This window comes from Mucilaginibacter sp. 21P (assembly GCF_019331605.1).
Taxonomy (GTDB): domain Bacteria; phylum Bacteroidota; class Bacteroidia; order Sphingobacteriales; family Sphingobacteriaceae; genus Mucilaginibacter; species Mucilaginibacter achroorhodeus.
On sequence record NZ_CP063061.1, the window covers coordinates 2,317,079 to 2,332,931 of the forward strand.

Annotated in this window: 14 protein-coding genes; all 14 read left to right on the top strand. The window is 37.8% G+C overall.

Annotation, left to right across the window (positions count from 1 at the left end; all coding sequences use genetic code 11):
- Nucleotides 1-248: 248 nt before the first annotated feature.
- The 14 genes from INP83_RS10600 to INP83_RS10665 all read left to right on the top strand — a co-directional run bounded on the left by INP83_RS10600 (nucleotide 249) and on the right by INP83_RS10665 (nucleotide 15,791).
- Complete coding sequence (locus INP83_RS10600) at nucleotides 249-1,433, top strand: ABC transporter ATP-binding protein (RefSeq protein ID WP_255563295.1); 1,185 nt, start codon at nucleotides 249-251, stop codon at nucleotides 1,431-1,433.
- Nucleotides 1,420-2,331: an FkbM family methyltransferase gene (locus tag INP83_RS10605; RefSeq protein ID WP_146271798.1), complete on the top strand. Its 912-nt coding sequence runs from the start codon at nucleotides 1,420-1,422 to the stop codon at nucleotides 2,329-2,331. Before INP83_RS10600 ends, INP83_RS10605 begins: the two co-directional genes overlap by 14 nt.
- Nucleotides 2,321-4,105, top strand: coding sequence for a glycosyltransferase (locus INP83_RS10610; protein WP_219127436.1), 1,785 nt, complete (start codon nucleotides 2,321-2,323; stop codon nucleotides 4,103-4,105). The genes INP83_RS10605 and INP83_RS10610 overlap by 11 nt, the downstream gene beginning before the upstream one ends.
- Nucleotides 4,105-5,055, top strand: a complete 951-nt coding sequence (locus INP83_RS10615) for a glycosyltransferase family 2 protein (RefSeq protein WP_219127438.1) — start codon at nucleotides 4,105-4,107, stop codon at nucleotides 5,053-5,055. Before INP83_RS10610 ends, INP83_RS10615 begins: the two co-directional genes overlap by 1 nt.
- Complete coding sequence (gene glf, locus INP83_RS10620) at nucleotides 5,055-6,209, top strand: UDP-galactopyranose mutase (protein WP_219127440.1); 1,155 nt, start codon at nucleotides 5,055-5,057, stop codon at nucleotides 6,207-6,209. Before INP83_RS10615 ends, glf begins: the two co-directional genes overlap by 1 nt.
- Before the next feature lie 64 nt (nucleotides 6,210-6,273).
- Entirely contained in the window at nucleotides 6,274-7,350 is a 1,077-nt protein-coding gene (locus INP83_RS10625; protein WP_146271806.1) for a hypothetical protein, read from the top strand.
- Complete coding sequence (locus INP83_RS10630; protein ID WP_219127442.1) at nucleotides 7,341-8,558, top strand: glycosyltransferase family 4 protein; 1,218 nt, start codon at nucleotides 7,341-7,343, stop codon at nucleotides 8,556-8,558. The genes INP83_RS10625 and INP83_RS10630 overlap by 10 nt, the downstream gene beginning before the upstream one ends.
- Nucleotides 8,555-9,487 (top strand): glycosyltransferase, encoded by a 933-nt coding sequence (locus INP83_RS10635; RefSeq protein WP_219127444.1) that lies wholly within the window; start codon nucleotides 8,555-8,557, stop codon nucleotides 9,485-9,487. Before INP83_RS10630 ends, INP83_RS10635 begins: the two co-directional genes overlap by 4 nt.
- Nucleotides 9,480-10,484, top strand: coding sequence for an acyltransferase (locus INP83_RS10640; protein ID WP_219127445.1), 1,005 nt, complete (start codon nucleotides 9,480-9,482; stop codon nucleotides 10,482-10,484). Before INP83_RS10635 ends, INP83_RS10640 begins: the two co-directional genes overlap by 8 nt.
- A complete protein-coding gene (locus tag INP83_RS10645) occupies nucleotides 10,459-11,385 on the top strand; it encodes a hypothetical protein (protein WP_219127447.1) in 927 nt (308 codons plus the stop codon). The genes INP83_RS10640 and INP83_RS10645 overlap by 26 nt, the downstream gene beginning before the upstream one ends.
- Nucleotides 11,367-12,344, top strand: a complete 978-nt coding sequence (locus INP83_RS10650; protein ID WP_186458756.1) for a glycosyltransferase family A protein — start codon at nucleotides 11,367-11,369, stop codon at nucleotides 12,342-12,344. Before INP83_RS10645 ends, INP83_RS10650 begins: the two co-directional genes overlap by 19 nt.
- Nucleotides 12,341-13,372: a glycosyltransferase family 4 protein gene (locus tag INP83_RS10655; protein ID WP_146271818.1), complete on the top strand. Its 1,032-nt coding sequence runs from the start codon at nucleotides 12,341-12,343 to the stop codon at nucleotides 13,370-13,372. The genes INP83_RS10650 and INP83_RS10655 overlap by 4 nt, the downstream gene beginning before the upstream one ends.
- 297 nt (nucleotides 13,373-13,669) lie before the next feature.
- Nucleotides 13,670-14,596, top strand: coding sequence for a glycosyltransferase family 4 protein (locus tag INP83_RS10660; RefSeq protein ID WP_219127449.1), 927 nt, complete (start codon nucleotides 13,670-13,672; stop codon nucleotides 14,594-14,596).
- The gene (locus tag INP83_RS10665; RefSeq protein ID WP_219127451.1) at nucleotides 14,583-15,791 is read left to right on the top strand and encodes a hypothetical protein; all 1,209 of its coding nucleotides are present in this window, start codon (nucleotides 14,583-14,585) and stop codon (nucleotides 15,789-15,791) included. The genes INP83_RS10660 and INP83_RS10665 overlap by 14 nt, the downstream gene beginning before the upstream one ends.
- Nucleotides 15,792-15,853: the final 62 nt, after the last annotated feature.

Below are 15,853 nucleotides of genomic sequence, written 5' to 3' on the forward strand. Positions count from 1 at the left end.
TGTAGCAGGATTTTAAAACTATTATCTTCGCAAATCAAAGGAGTGCCCTAACTCTGAGTCTCTATTAAGAGTTGGGGATGCCTATTGTCAACTCTTCCCTGAAAAATGGGACTGAGGCGGCGAAGCTTTAAACAGACATCAGCTTGGGTTCCAAAGCGATCAAGATAGAAAATCTTTCAAAGGCGTATCAGGTAGGCGACTTCAGTAGCGGTACCATTTCCCGTGACCTTGAACGATATTGGGCACTATTGCGCGGTAAAGAAGATCCTTTTTTAAAAATAGGAGAGACCAACGACCGTACCCAAGCGGGCGATAGCGATATTGTGTGGAGCTTAAAGGATATTAACCTTGAAATTGAACAAGGTGATGCTGTTGGCATAATAGGAAGAAACGGTGCCGGCAAAAGTACCTTGCTAAAAATTCTGAGCAGGGTTACGTCGCCAACAACCGGTAGCATAAAAGTGAAGGGTAGGATTGCCAGTTTGCTGGAGGTGGGTACAGGGTTTCACCCGGAGCTGACAGGCCGGGAAAATATCTACCTCAACGGTGCTATACTTGGCATGCGAAAAGCCGAAATAAAACGCAAGTTTGACGAGATTGTCAGCTTTGCCGGGATAGAGCGTTATATTGACACCCCTGTTAAACGATACTCGTCAGGAATGTATGTAAGACTTGCATTTGCTGTTGCGGCGCACTTGGAGTCTGAGATACTCATCGTTGACGAAGTGCTGGCTGTAGGTGATGCCGAATTCCAAAAAAAGTGTCTCGGCAAAATGGGAGATGTAAGCAAAGGCGAAGGTAGAACGGTACTTTTTGTTAGTCACAACATGGGGCTTATCAATCAACTTTGCGATACATCGGCCTATTTGAAAAGCGGCCAATTAGTATGCTTTGCAAAAACCAAGTCTGTAATAGATGATTATTTACTTGATAGACAAAATTTTAAAGAAAGGCTAAGCGTTTTTTTTAATGCCCAAGAGAGTGATGACAATGTTTTTTTGCATGGTTTTGAAATAATACCGCATTACCAAAACCAAAGATCTTTTGACTCGGGACGACAAATAGAATTAAAATTTACATTTCATATTAAAAAACCAATTGATGGCCTCAGACTGGGATTTGAGTTAATAAGCCCATCGACAGAACAATGCATTTTCAGGACCTTTCATGATGATAGCTTGTCAGAAAACCAAGCGTTACAAGAAGGAAAATACAGGATGATTGCTCATATACCCGCGTGCCTCTTAAACGAGGGTCAATATATCATTACGCCAACAATCGGGATACACAATATTAAATGGTTGTCATTTAGGGATCATCAACTTTTAATAGATATAATCAATATGACTGGTATAAATCAGCTCTATTCAGATTCCCGACCCGGATACCTTGCGTTAAATTTAAAATGGGAGATTGAACATGAAAAAAATTGACGTATACATTGTTCAAAAAGTAATTAACGTTTTAGACAAATATAATCGAAGAAGAAAAAAAAACGAACTCTCTGCCTGGGACAAAAATGTTCTGAATGCTGATAAATTTGTATATCAATTGTCTAATTCTTTAAAAATAATTCTTCACAAAGATAGCTTACTTTCAAAACTCATATTTGAGGGATTTGAGCATGATGAAGAACTATTCATTAGTCGCTTCATAAAGCAGGGAGATATATTTTTTGATGTTGGTGCAAACATTGGCATGCATACATTATTTGCTGCTCACACTCTAAACGGAACAGGTAAAGTGTATGCATTTGAGCCCACTCCAGCAACAGTTAAAAGGTTACGCGAAAATGTTGCTTTAAACAAATTGGTGGATTGTGTAAATATAGAGCCTGTAGGGTTATCGAACCAAGCAGGCGAGCTTAATTTAAATTTAGCTGCTAATGGTTATGATGCGTGGAACTCGTTTGCTAATTTAAAACATATCGAAGTAAAAGACTCAATAATTGTACCCGTAGTTACTTTGGATGAATTTATTGAAAGTTATAGTATTGAGATAAGCCATATTTCTCTCATAAAAATTGATGTTGAAGGATGGGAAATAAAGGTATTTGAAGGTATGCGTCGACTATTTGATAACAATTTATTTAAAGCGACATTTCTTATCGAATTTACTGAAGAAAACATGTTTAGAGCTGGCTACAGTTGTAAAGAGTTGTATAATTATTTAGTTGATAAAGGGTATAAGTGGTATGAGTTTGACCCTCAGAGCAACAGCATTAAATTTTCTGAACTTAAAGCCTATTACCCATATCAAAATCTTATAGCAACTAAAAACCCTGAAGCTGTTAATGCACGTTTAAAAGAAGCAAAAAAAGATGGGGCATAACTACCCTAAAATTTCAATCATCACCCCCTCCTTTAATCAAGGCAAATTTCTGGAGGAAACCATACTTTCCGTGATAAACCAGGGTTATCCAAAATTAGAATTTATAATTATTGACGGGGGAAGCACAGATGCATCTGTGGACATAATAAGAAAATATAATAAATACATAAGCTTTTGGAGCAGTGAAAAAGACAACGGCCAGGCCGAGGCGATAAATAAAGGGCTGTTGAGAGCTACCGGAGATGTGGTTACGTGGCTGAATTCAGATGACTTATATGAGGACGGAACCTTACTGTTAATTGGGGAAATATTTGCGGAGAATCCCTCAGTAAATTTCATATTTGGAGACTGCTTGTTTTTCACTGAAAAAAAAAGTTATACAAATCAAATTGATTTAAAAGATTTCGAAGCGAAGCAACTTGGGCAATTCCCCTATTCCCAACCTTCATGCTTTTTCAGGAAAAAACTAATTGATGACCAAGGCTTGTTAAACGAAAAATTTCATTATTGCCTTGATGTGGATCTTTTCATACGCTTTGCACTAAACAGTCAAATGCGTTACATAAAAAAAACGTTATCTCGATTCCGCATGCACGATGACAGCAAAACTATAAATCATTGGAATAAATTTTTAGAGGAATGGATTGTAATTTACAGTAAAACGCTAAGGACTTTAAATAATAAATTACTCATAGAATGTGCCATAGATCTCGGTATTTACGATAAAGGTACCGACGTTTATAACTCGTATGAAAAGCCTTTTAACATTGATGACCAGTATAAATCTTTTTTATATTTTTTTGAAAGGCAATTTAATAGGGCTTTTCCGAGGGGTACTTTTTTTATAAGTAAGAAAAAGCTTAATGCTATCAATAAGATATTAGCTAAAATTGATAGTGCAGACATACAAAAAGAACAATTCCCGATTAAACCTGATAAATATCTACTGGGCATAGATAAAACACTTTTACATCCTGTAAATATGTTAAGGCGAACAATAAAGAAAACAAGCAGTTTTAATGTGATAAGGGATGCTATATTTAACGTAAAAGCAAAAACAAGTGCAACAGTAAAAGCTCAAATCAAAGCCCCTAAGACAATACCCATAATTATTATCAATTATAATCAGTTGCATACGGTTGAGATGCTTATTAATAGCCTTACTATCAGAGGCTATTATAATATTCATATTTTGGACAATAACTCAGACTATGAGCCATTGCTTGCGTTTTACCGTACTACGAATGCTAATGTGATCAGGCTAAATTATAATTACGGCCATATGGCTTTATGGCGCATTTCAACTGTTAATAAAAAATTTTCGGAGGGATATTATGCCGTCACTGATGCCGACATTGTTCCTGATGAAAATTGCCCGGATGATTTTATGTCTAAATTTATAGATATATTAGATCAGCATCCCGGCGTAACTAAAGCTGGCTTCGGTTTGAGAATTGATGATATACCAGAACATTATCAATTGAAACAAAAAGTAATTGACTGGGAAAGGAAATACTGGACCACAGAAATATCCCCGGGTCTTTACGACGCCGATATAGATACAACATTCGCGTTATACAGACCATATAATAATCTTATTCATAGGAATTTTTTATCAGGAATAAGGACAGCAAGCCCCTATTTGGCAAGGCATTTAAGTTGGTATCAATGTACGGATACTTTAACAAATGAGCAGTTGCACTACATTAAAACAGCAAACATTTCAAATAGTTGGTCGCTAAAACTTTCAGAGTCTAATTACCAAGATTTTTAATGCTCGTTTCTATTATTATACCCAATTACAACCATGCTGCCTTTTTAACTCAGCGTATTGAAAGTATACTCAATCAAACATATCAAAATTTCGAGATCATTTTACTTGACGACGCTTCGAAGGATGATAGCGTTGATAATATCGAAAGATATAAGGGCCACCCTAAGATAAGTAAGGTATTATTTAATAGCCAGAACAGTGGCTCTACATTTAAACAGTGGCAAAAAGGAATAAGTTTAGCACAGGGTAAATACATATGGATTGCAGAAAGTGATGATTATGCTGACCCTGAATTTCTAAAAAGGATGTTGCCGCTTTTCGAAAGCAATGAGATGGACATTGGATTGGCCTATTGTAAATCGCTTCCGGTTGACCAAAACGGTGTAGTGTACGACGAGAGCGATTGGTGGATGAAACGTGTAGACCCGATAAAATGGGAAAAAGATTTTTTTAACAAAGGTGAAAAGGAAGTTGCCGAATTTTTGTCAGTACAGTGTACCATACCCAACGCAAGCGCTGTCCTATTCGATAAACGTTGCTTTTCTCAAATTAAATGGGAAGATATTGATTACAAAATTTGCGGAGATTGGCATATTTATGTTTCTGTCTTAAAAAAATTTGACATTGCCTATTGTTCTTCGCCGTTGAACTATCAGCGTAATCACAATCTAAACGCGAGATCCCGTTTTACTAACAAATTACTTCTGGAACAGATAAAAACTCTATCTCATATTCACAAGAATTTCTCTGTAACCAAAAGTATAGCTTATAACAAAGCACTTGACGAAAGATTGGCTTTACTTATGGCTGCGGTAAAGAACAATGCCATATCAAAAAAAACCTTTATCAGCACAATTCTTTTAATACGGAAATTTGACCATGGTTTTCTTTCGCGTTTTATTAGGGTCTTCTATGGAAAGTTACGCGGAAAAAACTTTAACTTCAGTTAATGCATAACATTCTGGTTGTTGGCGCGGGTTTTTCCGGATCAGTTATTGCGCGGGAATTGGCAGATAGCGGACATTATAATGTTTTGGTGGTTGATGAACGCAATCACATTGCGGGCAATTGTCATACTAAGCGTGATAATGAAACTAACGTTATGGAGCACGTTTATGGCCCTCATATTTTTAACACCAGCAATGAGAAGGTGTGGCAATATGTAAACAAATTTGATGAGTTTATGCCTTACACTAACAGGGTGAAGGCGGTAACAAGAGCTGGTGTGTTTTCACTACCCATAAATCTGTTAACAATTAACCAGTTATTCGGTAAAACTTTCAACCCTCGTGAGGCAGAAGAATTTGTAGCACAATTAGGGGATAAAACCATAGCAGAGCCAAGGAATTTTGAAGAACAGGCCTTAAAAATGCTTGGAAAGAAAATTTATGAAACGTTTTTTCTCGACTATACAATTAAACAATGGGGTTGCCATCCCAGAGAACTTTCTGCTGATGTTTTAAAAAGGCTGCCCATAAGGTTTAACTACGACGATAACTATTATCATACTCATTATCAGGGAATACCAAGAAACGGCTATACTAATTTGATATCAAACATTCTGGATCATCCGGCCATTACCGTTGAATTAAATACGCGTTACGAGCGGGAGTGGAATGGAAAATACCATTACATTTTTTATACAGGCGCCATTGACGCCTATTTTTCATATGCCGAAGGTAGGCTTGGCTATCGTACCATTTATTTTGAGCGTTTCATTTATAATGGAAGCGATTACCAGGGTAACCCTGTTATAAACTATTGCGACAAAAATGTGCCTTACACCAGGGTACATGAGCACAAACATTTTACCCCTTGGGAAGATCATGACAAGAGCCTTTTTTTTAAAGAATTTAGTAAAGAAACCGAAGGTGATGACATTCCTTTTTATCCTAAATCGTTACCTGCCGATAAAGCAATACTTGCCCGTTATAAGCAAAGGGCACAATCTGAGTTTAATACAACCTTTGTTGGCAGGTTGGCTACTTACCGCTATCTGGATATGCATCATGTAATTGATGAGGCATTGACCGTGGCTGAAAGCTTTATCAACTACAAAAATCCTTTGGCAAGTTTTACTCGTTTCCCGGTTAATATTGGGTAACCCAGTTTTTTGCTGGTACAGGCACAATCATGAGAACAGAAACGATCTGCTGAGATATGCTTTAATGGATTTACATATTAAAAAAAAAATAAGATATGTAGAAAGGGATATTAAACAGGCGTTAGTGGCCGGTTACAGTGAGTTTGTAACCAATGGCTCACACAGGCATATTTCTTTTCTAACGCTTAGTTATGGCAATACCTTTAAAAAAATACTGGTTGATAGCGAAGATTCCTTTATTCATTTATCTTATTTGATAAGAGAAGCAGATATTTATTTCACCGCGAGCTACAATACTGAAATACACGTACATAAAAAGTTTCCGGTAGTTTACTCCTGGCAAACTGATAACGATCTAAAGTGGTATCGGCAAAAGATCAAAACAATAATTGATGATCTGGGAGATCAATTTCACAAAATAAAACCTTTTATACCCATTGCTGCCAACTTAAGCACTAATGAAACGATACCGGCTTTAACCACTAAGATCAACAATTTAAGATATCGCATTCAAAAATTTTATGCCGGTACTAACTATTGGCTGCCTGCTTACAAGCTGTTTGAGAACCGCTACAGTCAGCTGTTGGCTTTAAGAGAAAGTACATTAAAATATGATGTTGTATTAAAAGATACGCTGTGGGGCTGGCCGTTACACCGTATAAAATTGCATAAAAAATTAGCCGATCTATCTGAAAAATATAGCATAAGCGCACATCTTAATTGGCATGAGCCTGTAATTGAGGATGGAAGCAGTACACTATTATTAAACGCAACTGATTTTCCATTTACAGTGGGTGGAGAGATAAAAGATTACGAGAGAATGCTGAGCGAAAGCAGGTTGGGGATTTTTGCAGCCGGATTCCATTGGGGTTGGCGCAATATCATGACATTTGGCTTAATGATAGGCATACCGATACTCATTGATAAGCCTCTTTTGGAGCCATATTTTGATCTTTCTGAGTTTAAAGCTTATTACAACCATGATACCGAGTGGGAAAGTATTGAAAGCATCTTAAAAGAAATAACACCCAATGAATGGGAAAAGATAAAAGAGTATAATCAGGCCGTTTATGACCGCTACTTGGCTCCCAAAGCTGTTGCGCAATATTTTTTAAACAATACAATTTCACATTGCGGTTAGGATACATTTCATTTGAACATCCTTTAGGCCAACGCGGAGGCGGTATTGGCACATATGTGGATCAAGTAGCAACTATAATGGCTCAAAGAGGGCATGATATTCATGTTTTTACTGGATTCTCAGGTACAGCTTACTCTACTAAAAGCTTAAAGAACTATGTTTTGCACTTGGTGCCCGCAAAAAGTATCGACGTTTTCAGATTAGCTGTAATACCTTTTTTTGAACAAGCAAATGATGAAAAGCCCTTTGATGCAATAGAAAGTGCTGAATATGGTGCAGATGGCATATCGATTAAGAAAAAGCACTTCAAAATACCGCTTGTGGTTAAGCTTCATACGCCCAGTTTTCTTGTAAAGCAACTCAATTTTACAAGTCCTTCTTTCACTACAAAAGCAAGATTTATAACAGGTGCTATTGTGCGGGGTAGGATGCCAAAATTGTATTGGAAAGAGCAACTTAATCATGATATAGAAAAGGAGATTTACCTTCTTGCCGATAAAGTTAGCAGCCCATCTAAAAGCTTAGCCGAAATTGTAGCCAACAAATGGGGCCATCGTGAAATTACGATTATCCCAAACCCCTATGTACCTCCGGCCGAAATACATAGCTTGAATATTTCTCAAGAAAAAGATGTTTGCAGAGTGCTGTTTTTGGGCCGGCTGGAGAAACGTAAAGGGATTTATTACTTGCTTGCCGCTATTCCTCAGATTATTGAGGTTAACCCTAATATTATATTCCATTTTGTTGGAAGCGACCAACCATCTTACAAAGATAGTTTAACTGTCAGATCGTTAATGGAGAAAAGGCTCCATGGTTATAAAAAGCACCTTAAGTTTGATGGCTTTATAGAAAACCAACAATTACATAACGTATTTTCTGAATCTGATCTTTGCATATTTCCCAGCCTTTGGGAAAACTTTCCTAATGTTTGCCTTGAGGCAATGGCAGCAGGTAGAGCAGTTATAGGCACAAACAATGGCGGTATGGCCGAGATGATAGATCATTTGAAGGACGGATATCTGATTGAACCTAATTCCCCGGCGGCTATTACTAATGCAATCTTAGCTCTTGCTGGCAACCCTTTGCTAAGGCTAAAATTAGGAACAGCCGCAAGAAAAAAAGTGCTTGCAAATTATAATGCTGAGGTAATTGGTAGTATGACGGAACAATTTTATTTGCAAGTTCAGCAAAGCCCATCATTAGCTTGAAAATATCAGTTATCATTTGTACTTACAATCCTCGGTTACAATATCTTGAACAGGTATTGCTGGCATTAAGAAATCAAACTTTGGTAAATACCGAATGGGAGTTACTTATCATTGATAATAAAAGCAGTAACCAATTTACACAGGAATTGGATTTAAGTTGGCATGCTAATGCAAAAGTGATGCGAGAAGAACAAGCGGGCTTAGCACACGCGCGCCTTAAAGGTTTTAAAAACTCCATAGCAGAGCTTATTGTGTTTGTTGATGACGATAATGTTTTAGCTGACAACTACCTTGAACTCAGCTGGGATTTTTATCAAAGCAACCCCCAAGTAGGTTGTTTTGGCGGCAAATCCGTCGCTGTATTTGAAACAACACCACCAGCCTGGTTTTGGAAAACAGGTATAAGTTTGGGCTGTAAAGATGATGGTGATGAAATCTATATTTCAGATTACCGTTCAGATAATTACAAGCTTCAAAATTACCCAGACAAAGCTCCGATTGGAACGGGGATGGTAATCACCAAAAAAGCGTTTAAAGCTTACTATCTTGAGGTGTTAAACAACGCGGATAGATTAGCATTAGGGCGCAAAGGCAAGGCGCTTACTTCAGGAGAAGATAACGACATCGTGCTAACGATAATTAAAAACTATTTTGAAATTGCATACATACCAAAACTGGTAGTTAAACATTTGATACCTACAAATAGAATTTCAACAGCTTACCTCAAACAGATGGCTTATGAAAGTAACAAATCATGGATTACACTTTTGCGACATCACGGAATATGCCCTTTTAAAACGATACCGCAATGGACAGTAAGACTCAGGAAGGTGAAAGCATGGTTTAAATACAAGGTTTGGCAATCGCCGGTTAATATTATTAAATGGCATGGAGCCTGTGGCACTTTTGAAAGTTTAGCTGATGGATAAACGAAATCACTTAATAGATCTTTTGAGATTTGTCGCCGCTACCTGGGTGGCTATTTTTCATTTCAACGAACCTATTCCTTACATTGCCAACTGGTATCGCTCTTTTTTAAAAATAGGCTATGTAGGTGTTGCCATCTTTTTTGTAATAAGTGGCTATTGCGTTTACCTTTCAGCACTAAGGTCAAAAACGCCTCGCGATTTTCTGGTACGCCGTATATGCCGAATATTTCCACCATATTGGTTCAGCATACTTTTGGTGGGGCTAAGTGTGATTGTAAGTTTAATAGTCAATAAGGCAAACTCTGTGGCGGTATTGCCAAAGAATATCTCTGGAATTTTAGCTACAATTACCCTTTCGACTACTCCATTGTTTGATGTCCCGATAATGAATTGGGTTTATTGGACACTTACGTATGAAGTTGTCTTTTATTTCTTGGTGTTCATTTCAATGTTTGCTAAACATCAATACCGCATTTACAGTTATTTATTTATATCTATTTCCGGCTTTTTTTTGCCCGTACATGAAATGTGGCCACTATTTTTTGTTAAATATTGGCCTGCTTTTGCTTTGGGGGTAGCGACTTACAGGCTTTTAAATGAAAAAACACAATTATGGCAAACTGCACTTTTATTAGCCATTTCCGTGTCGGGCCTTTTCTACATTCAAATACGACCTTATGAAGCCATAACATGTATTATAACAGCTGTGTTAATTGTTAGCAACAATTTCAAACCCCTAAAAGCAAATCCGATAAGTACCTTAGGAGATTATTCTTATTCAATCTACCTTACCCATGTTCCTTTAGGGATATTTATACTTGGAGTGGTAAAACAACAATCCATCGTACAAAATAATGTCTGGGTAAACATCGTATGGGATTTAACGCTGTACGCAGTTATTGTTTGCCTGGCTAAACTCATGTTTAAATTTATCGAGCTGCCAGCGATAAGTTTTGGTAAAAAAATCACCAATGTCACCCGGAACGCTGCTGTATAATTTATATTATCGCCCGTTAGGCTTTCTACGGAAGTTGTTTGAAGTAGGGATATTTAATTATGTTGATATCCGCCGTAGCCAAAGTAAAATGATTGCCGGATCTTTAACTATCAACGAAATTGTCAATGGTTTGGACAAAGCGACTTATGAGGTTTATTTCCTTACAGGTAAAAGGTATTGGTATCAAACTGCTTTTTGCCTGTATTCGTTGCAAAAGGTTTGCACTACAATTAGAATAACCGCTAAGTTTATTGATGATGGCTCGATAAATGAGAAGTTAAAAAAACAGATTATTAAGCAATTTCCGTCATCAATTGTTATTACTGCCGCGGATACAGAAGCTTTATTGGATGCCGGTTTGCCTTGGCAGAGCTACCCGCGTATACGTGCCAAGAGAGAGACCTATCCGCATTTGAAGAAATTAACGGATGTACATATACACTCAGGCGACTGGAAGTTAGTGCTTGATTCTGATATGCTCTTCTTTAAATATCCAAAAGAGCTGCTTGATTGGATCAATAATCCATCAAAGCCCTTTTTTCTGAAAGACCCGATAACGTCCTATCATTACTCCTTCAATTTGATGGAAGAACTTACAGGCAAGCGCATAACCCCTAACTTAAATGTGGGTGTAATTGGCTTAAATAGTAAGAAGATCAATTGGGATGCGTTGGAAAATTGGATTGCAGAATTAGAAAAAAAAGAGGGAACATCCTATCTGCTCGAGCAGGCGTTAAGCGCTATGATTGTGGCTGGTGAGGATATAATTATTGCAGACCCATCTGTGTATATGGTTATGCCCTGCGAGCAGGAAGTTAGGCAGCTAACGAGTGCTTTGCACCATTACGTTGCCCAATCTAAAGAATGGTACTACAAGCTTGCATGGAAATCGATAGCTTAAACGCTCCACTTGTATCGATAATAATACCGGTTTTTAATGGGGAAAAATATATCGGAGACACCATCCGCTCGGTATTGTCACAAAGCTATCAGCAAATAGAAGTTATCGTTATAAGTGACAATTCAAAAGATGATACGGATAAAATAGTTCAGGATATCGCAAAAGGCGGCCCGGTGAGATTGATAAGAAATGAAAAAAAAGAAGGTGCCGCTGCTTCACGAAATGTAGGATACAAAAATGCCAAAGGCCAATTTATTAAATTTTTAGATGGTGATGATCTTTTAAACGATGAAGCAATTGCAGCGCAATTGAAATTGGGGTTAAAAAATCCTGATAGCATTATATCCGGAAAATGGGGTCGTTTTTATGATAACAATCTGTCTACATTTAATTTATCAATAGAAAAATGTTGGCAAACCCTTGAGCCGACTAAGTGGATTTGCACATCATGGGAAAATGGACAATCAATGACTAACCCAGGTATTTTTCTTATCCCGCGGCAATTAGTCGAAAAAGCGGGCCTTTGGGATGAAAGCTTATCATTGATTGATGATTTTGAATATTTTACAAGAACAATACTCGAAGCTAAAAGCGTTGTTTTTTGCCCTGATTCTATTTTATATTACCGCTCTGGCAATGGTAATACACTTTCAAGCGCTAAATCAGAACAGGCTTATCGATCAGCCTACAAGTCATTAAATAAGGGCATAGATAGATTCCTTAAAACTAGAACGGATCTGAAGGCGAAGCAAGTTTGTGCAAACTTATGGAAGCTTTTCATCTATGAAATATACCCACATCAACAAGATTTGGCTGCCCAAGCAAATGTTCATCTTTCGTCATTGCCAGCGCCAACGGTAAAATTCCCAACAGGCGGTTTGTCTGAATTGCTATTACCATTCTTAGGATGGAAAATAGTTAAAACGCTACAACGGATAAGATCTACACTTTTAACGTGAAAATCGCCATAACTGCCGATCCATTCATACCAGTACCACCTGAACTTTACGGTGGTATTGAACGAATAATAGATATCCTGATCGCCGAACTGGTAAATCGCGGTCACGAAGTTACCTTATTCGCTCATGAAAATTCTAATATTAATTGTAAACTGATTCCGTATAAGACAGATAAGAGCGGTTTAAAAAACCATCTATCAAACGCCTGTACCATCAATAAATACCTATTAACAAATAAGGTTGATATAGTACACAGTTTCGGCAGGTTGGCGTATTTACTGCCTTTACTACCACTGCGCATCCCCAAATTAATGAGCTACCAGCGCGAACCTACTTTAAGCCAAATAAAAAAAGTTTCAACATTATCGAGATCAGGGAGCTTGAGCTTTACAGGATGCAGCAACTACATCGCAGATAAAATAGCGCCCTTAGCGCCGGCATATACCATATACAATTGTGTAGATGTTGAAAAATACGTGCCGAAATATGATACTAATGCAGATGCCCCTTTTGTTTTCTTAGGCCGTATAGAACCTATTAAGGGCCCGCACATTGCTGTTGAAATAGCACAGGCAACAGGCAAAAAACTTATACTTGCCGGAAATGTACCCACTGAGCATCGTACCTATTTTGAGACCATGATAAAACCCTTTTTGGGTGATCAAATTCAATACGTTGGCGCAGTAAATGACCTGCAAAAAAATGAACTTTTAGGGAAAGCTATGGCGTTGTTAATGCCCATACTTTGGAATGAACCTTTCGGTATCGTTATGATTGAGGCAATGGCATGCGGTACACCTGTTGTAGCATTGAACAGAGGAGCTGTGCCTGAAGTGGTAATTTCCGGGTTAACCGGTTTTATCGGAGATACAATGAATGAACTCATTAAAAAAATATCGCTTTTAAATTCAATAGACAGAAAAGCTGTAAGAGCAACAGTGGAAAATAGATTTTCTTCAGAAATTATTGCATCAAATTATCTTGATCTTTACGAGCAATTAATTGATGCATCAATCCCTCAATTATAGTGATAGAGCTATCAGTCAATGGATAGTTAATAATAACCTATGAGTAGTAAAGCGCGTGTTGTAATAACCTGTGGCACAAAATTCCATTCAGATTATGTTGCCGAACAGCTTTACAAATACGGTTTATTAGAAAAAGCTATAACCTCTCACCCAAGGTCGAGGTATGTTAATCGGACTAACATCCCGGCAGAGAAATTAAAGTTTCTTACTCCGATATTTGTATTGCCTTATTTTTTAAAGAAGGCAGGTACCGTAGGCAGGTGGCTGGCCCGAAGCATCGAGTACAGATTACCAGCTTTGTTTGACTACTACGCATCAAAAAATTTAAGGAAAGCTAACATTTCAATAACTTGGTCGTGGTCTGGCTTGCACACAATTAGGGCTATTCAAAAGGCTCAAGGTATAGCGATAGTTGAAGAATCCGGCTCTTGTAATCTCGAACAAAACAAGCTTCTGCAAGAAGAGTACAGTATGCTTGGGTTAGAATTCCCTGATCCCACTCCGAGTTTTATTATCAATAGAGAACTGCAAGAAGTGAAACTGGCAGATTACATACTTTGCCCATCTAACTATGTTGCCGAAACATTCATTAAAAATAATCTACCAAGGGAAAAATGTGTGATTATACCGTATGGTGTTAATTTAACTTTGTTTAACCATTACCAAGAGGAGAAACCGGAGTTTTCAATTCTATTTGTGGGTACTATAGGGGTCAGAAAAGGACTTATCTATTTATTTAAAGCATTAGAGCTTATACACAAAACCCAACCTCTGAAATGTTTGCTTATAGGGACAGTTGAAGAAAGCTTTAGGCCTATTTTTGACATCTACAAGCACCTTTTCACTTACGTCGGTCGGGTTGAGCAAAAAGAACTATCTAAATATTATAACAGTGCTTCTGCTTTTGTTTTCCCCAGCCTTGACGAAGGTATGGCACTTGTGCAATTAGAGGCGATGGCTTGCGGGTTACCTCTTATTTGCACAACAAATTCTGGCGGCGATTCTATAGTACAGGAAGGGAGTGATGGATTTGTAGTGCCTATACGCGATCACATTTTGCTGGCTGAAAAGATCTCTTTTCTGTATAAGAATCCTGAGGTGCTTAAAGATATGTCGGCAAAGGCGGTTCTGAAGGCTAAAAAGTTTACCTGGGATGCCTATGGAGATAAGTTGTGTTCCTTTATAAATCAACTGTCCGCTGATATTGGTAATGGATGTGTTTGATTCATCGCCGAAAAAAATTTGTCTGATTACGCCGGGCCATATATCTACTAATCCCCGATTAGTAAAAGAAGCCATTGCTTTATCAAGTCTTGGGATGCAAGTTCATATAATTTTTACTCAATATGTTGCTTCACAAATTCCGTTTGATGAAAATATCCTAAACAGCCACCCCAACTGGACTTACGATAAACTTGACTGGACGGGAATCACTATTTCATCAAGAATAAACAGGCTACTGGGTACGCTATTGTCCTTGCTGTCACTAAGCCTGGCACTGAAAGTTAACCGCAATTTATTTTGGCAAGTTAAAAAGGCTGTAACTTCAAAAGCAGATCTCTACATAGCCCATAACCTTGGGGCCTTACCTGTTGCTGCCTATGCAGCAAAAAAAAATAGAGCGAAATGCGGTTTTGATGCCGAAGATTTTCATCGTAACGAAACTACCGATGAGCTAAATAATGAAAAGAGGAAGTTGACCATAGCAATTGAAAATATGTTTATACCAAAGGTGGCCTATCTCACCGCTTCAAGTCCATTGATTTCAGAACGATACACTTCTTTATATAGTGCGGAAGTCACCACGGTATTAAATGTGTTTCCTAAAATACGATACGCAAGCAAAAACGAGAGGGCTGGCGATGTTCTGCAATTATTTTGGTTTTCACAAACCATTGGCCCGGGGCGCGGGCTTGAAACAATAATTGAAGCCATTAATATTAGTAAAACAGCGGTTAATCTGCATTTGCTTGGACAAATTTCGCACAGCTACGCCGAAATTCTAATTAGTAATGCCGACTTGGAATATTGTAATATTGAATTTCATAAAACCGTTTCTTCCGATGATGTGTTTAGGCTTGCCAGTAAATTTGATGTTGGATTTGCAGCAGAACCTAAAGTACCTGCAAACAGGGATATCTGCCTTACTAATAAGCTTTTCACTTACCTACAAAGCGGTTTGGCTGTTTTTGCCAGTAATACTTCGGCCCAAAAAAAATTCTTTGAAGCACACAGTGGTATAGGAGAGCTGTATTCTGATGAACACCAGCTGGCAGAATTTATATCAAAATACCATAATAACCGGGAGAAATTAGCAAATGCCAAGAAGCGCTCCCTGGCGTTTAGTATTGATGAACTGAACTGGGAAATCGAGAGCCAAAAATTTATTAATGTTATACAAAAAAATCTTAGTGCTTGAGGCGTCTGCTAATTATATCACCTTACTTTCCACCTAGTAACGCTGCTGATATACATAGGGTG

Excerpts from the sequence above, each read along its gene's own strand:
- INP83_RS10605 (WP_146271798.1), top strand. The coding sequence starts at position 1,420 with ATGAAAAAAATTGACGTATACATTGTTCAAAAAGTAATTAACGTTTTA.
- INP83_RS10610 (WP_219127436.1), top strand. The coding sequence starts at position 2,321 with ATGGGGCATAACTACCCTAAAATTTCAATCATCACCCCCTCCTTTAAT.
- INP83_RS10615 (WP_219127438.1), top strand. The coding sequence starts at position 4,105 with ATGCTCGTTTCTATTATTATACCCAATTACAACCATGCTGCCTTTTTA.
- glf (WP_219127440.1), top strand. The coding sequence starts at position 5,055 with ATGCATAACATTCTGGTTGTTGGCGCGGGTTTTTCCGGATCAGTTATT.
- INP83_RS10625 (WP_146271806.1), top strand. The coding sequence starts at position 6,274 with ATGGATTTACATATTAAAAAAAAAATAAGATATGTAGAAAGGGATATT.
- INP83_RS10640 (WP_219127445.1), top strand. The coding sequence starts at position 9,480 with ATGGATAAACGAAATCACTTAATAGATCTTTTGAGATTTGTCGCCGCT.
- INP83_RS10645 (WP_219127447.1), top strand. The coding sequence starts at position 10,459 with ATGTCACCCGGAACGCTGCTGTATAATTTATATTATCGCCCGTTAGGC.
- INP83_RS10650 (WP_186458756.1), top strand. The coding sequence starts at position 11,367 with ATGGAAATCGATAGCTTAAACGCTCCACTTGTATCGATAATAATACCG.
- INP83_RS10665 (WP_219127451.1), top strand. The coding sequence starts at position 14,583 with ATGGATGTGTTTGATTCATCGCCGAAAAAAATTTGTCTGATTACGCCG.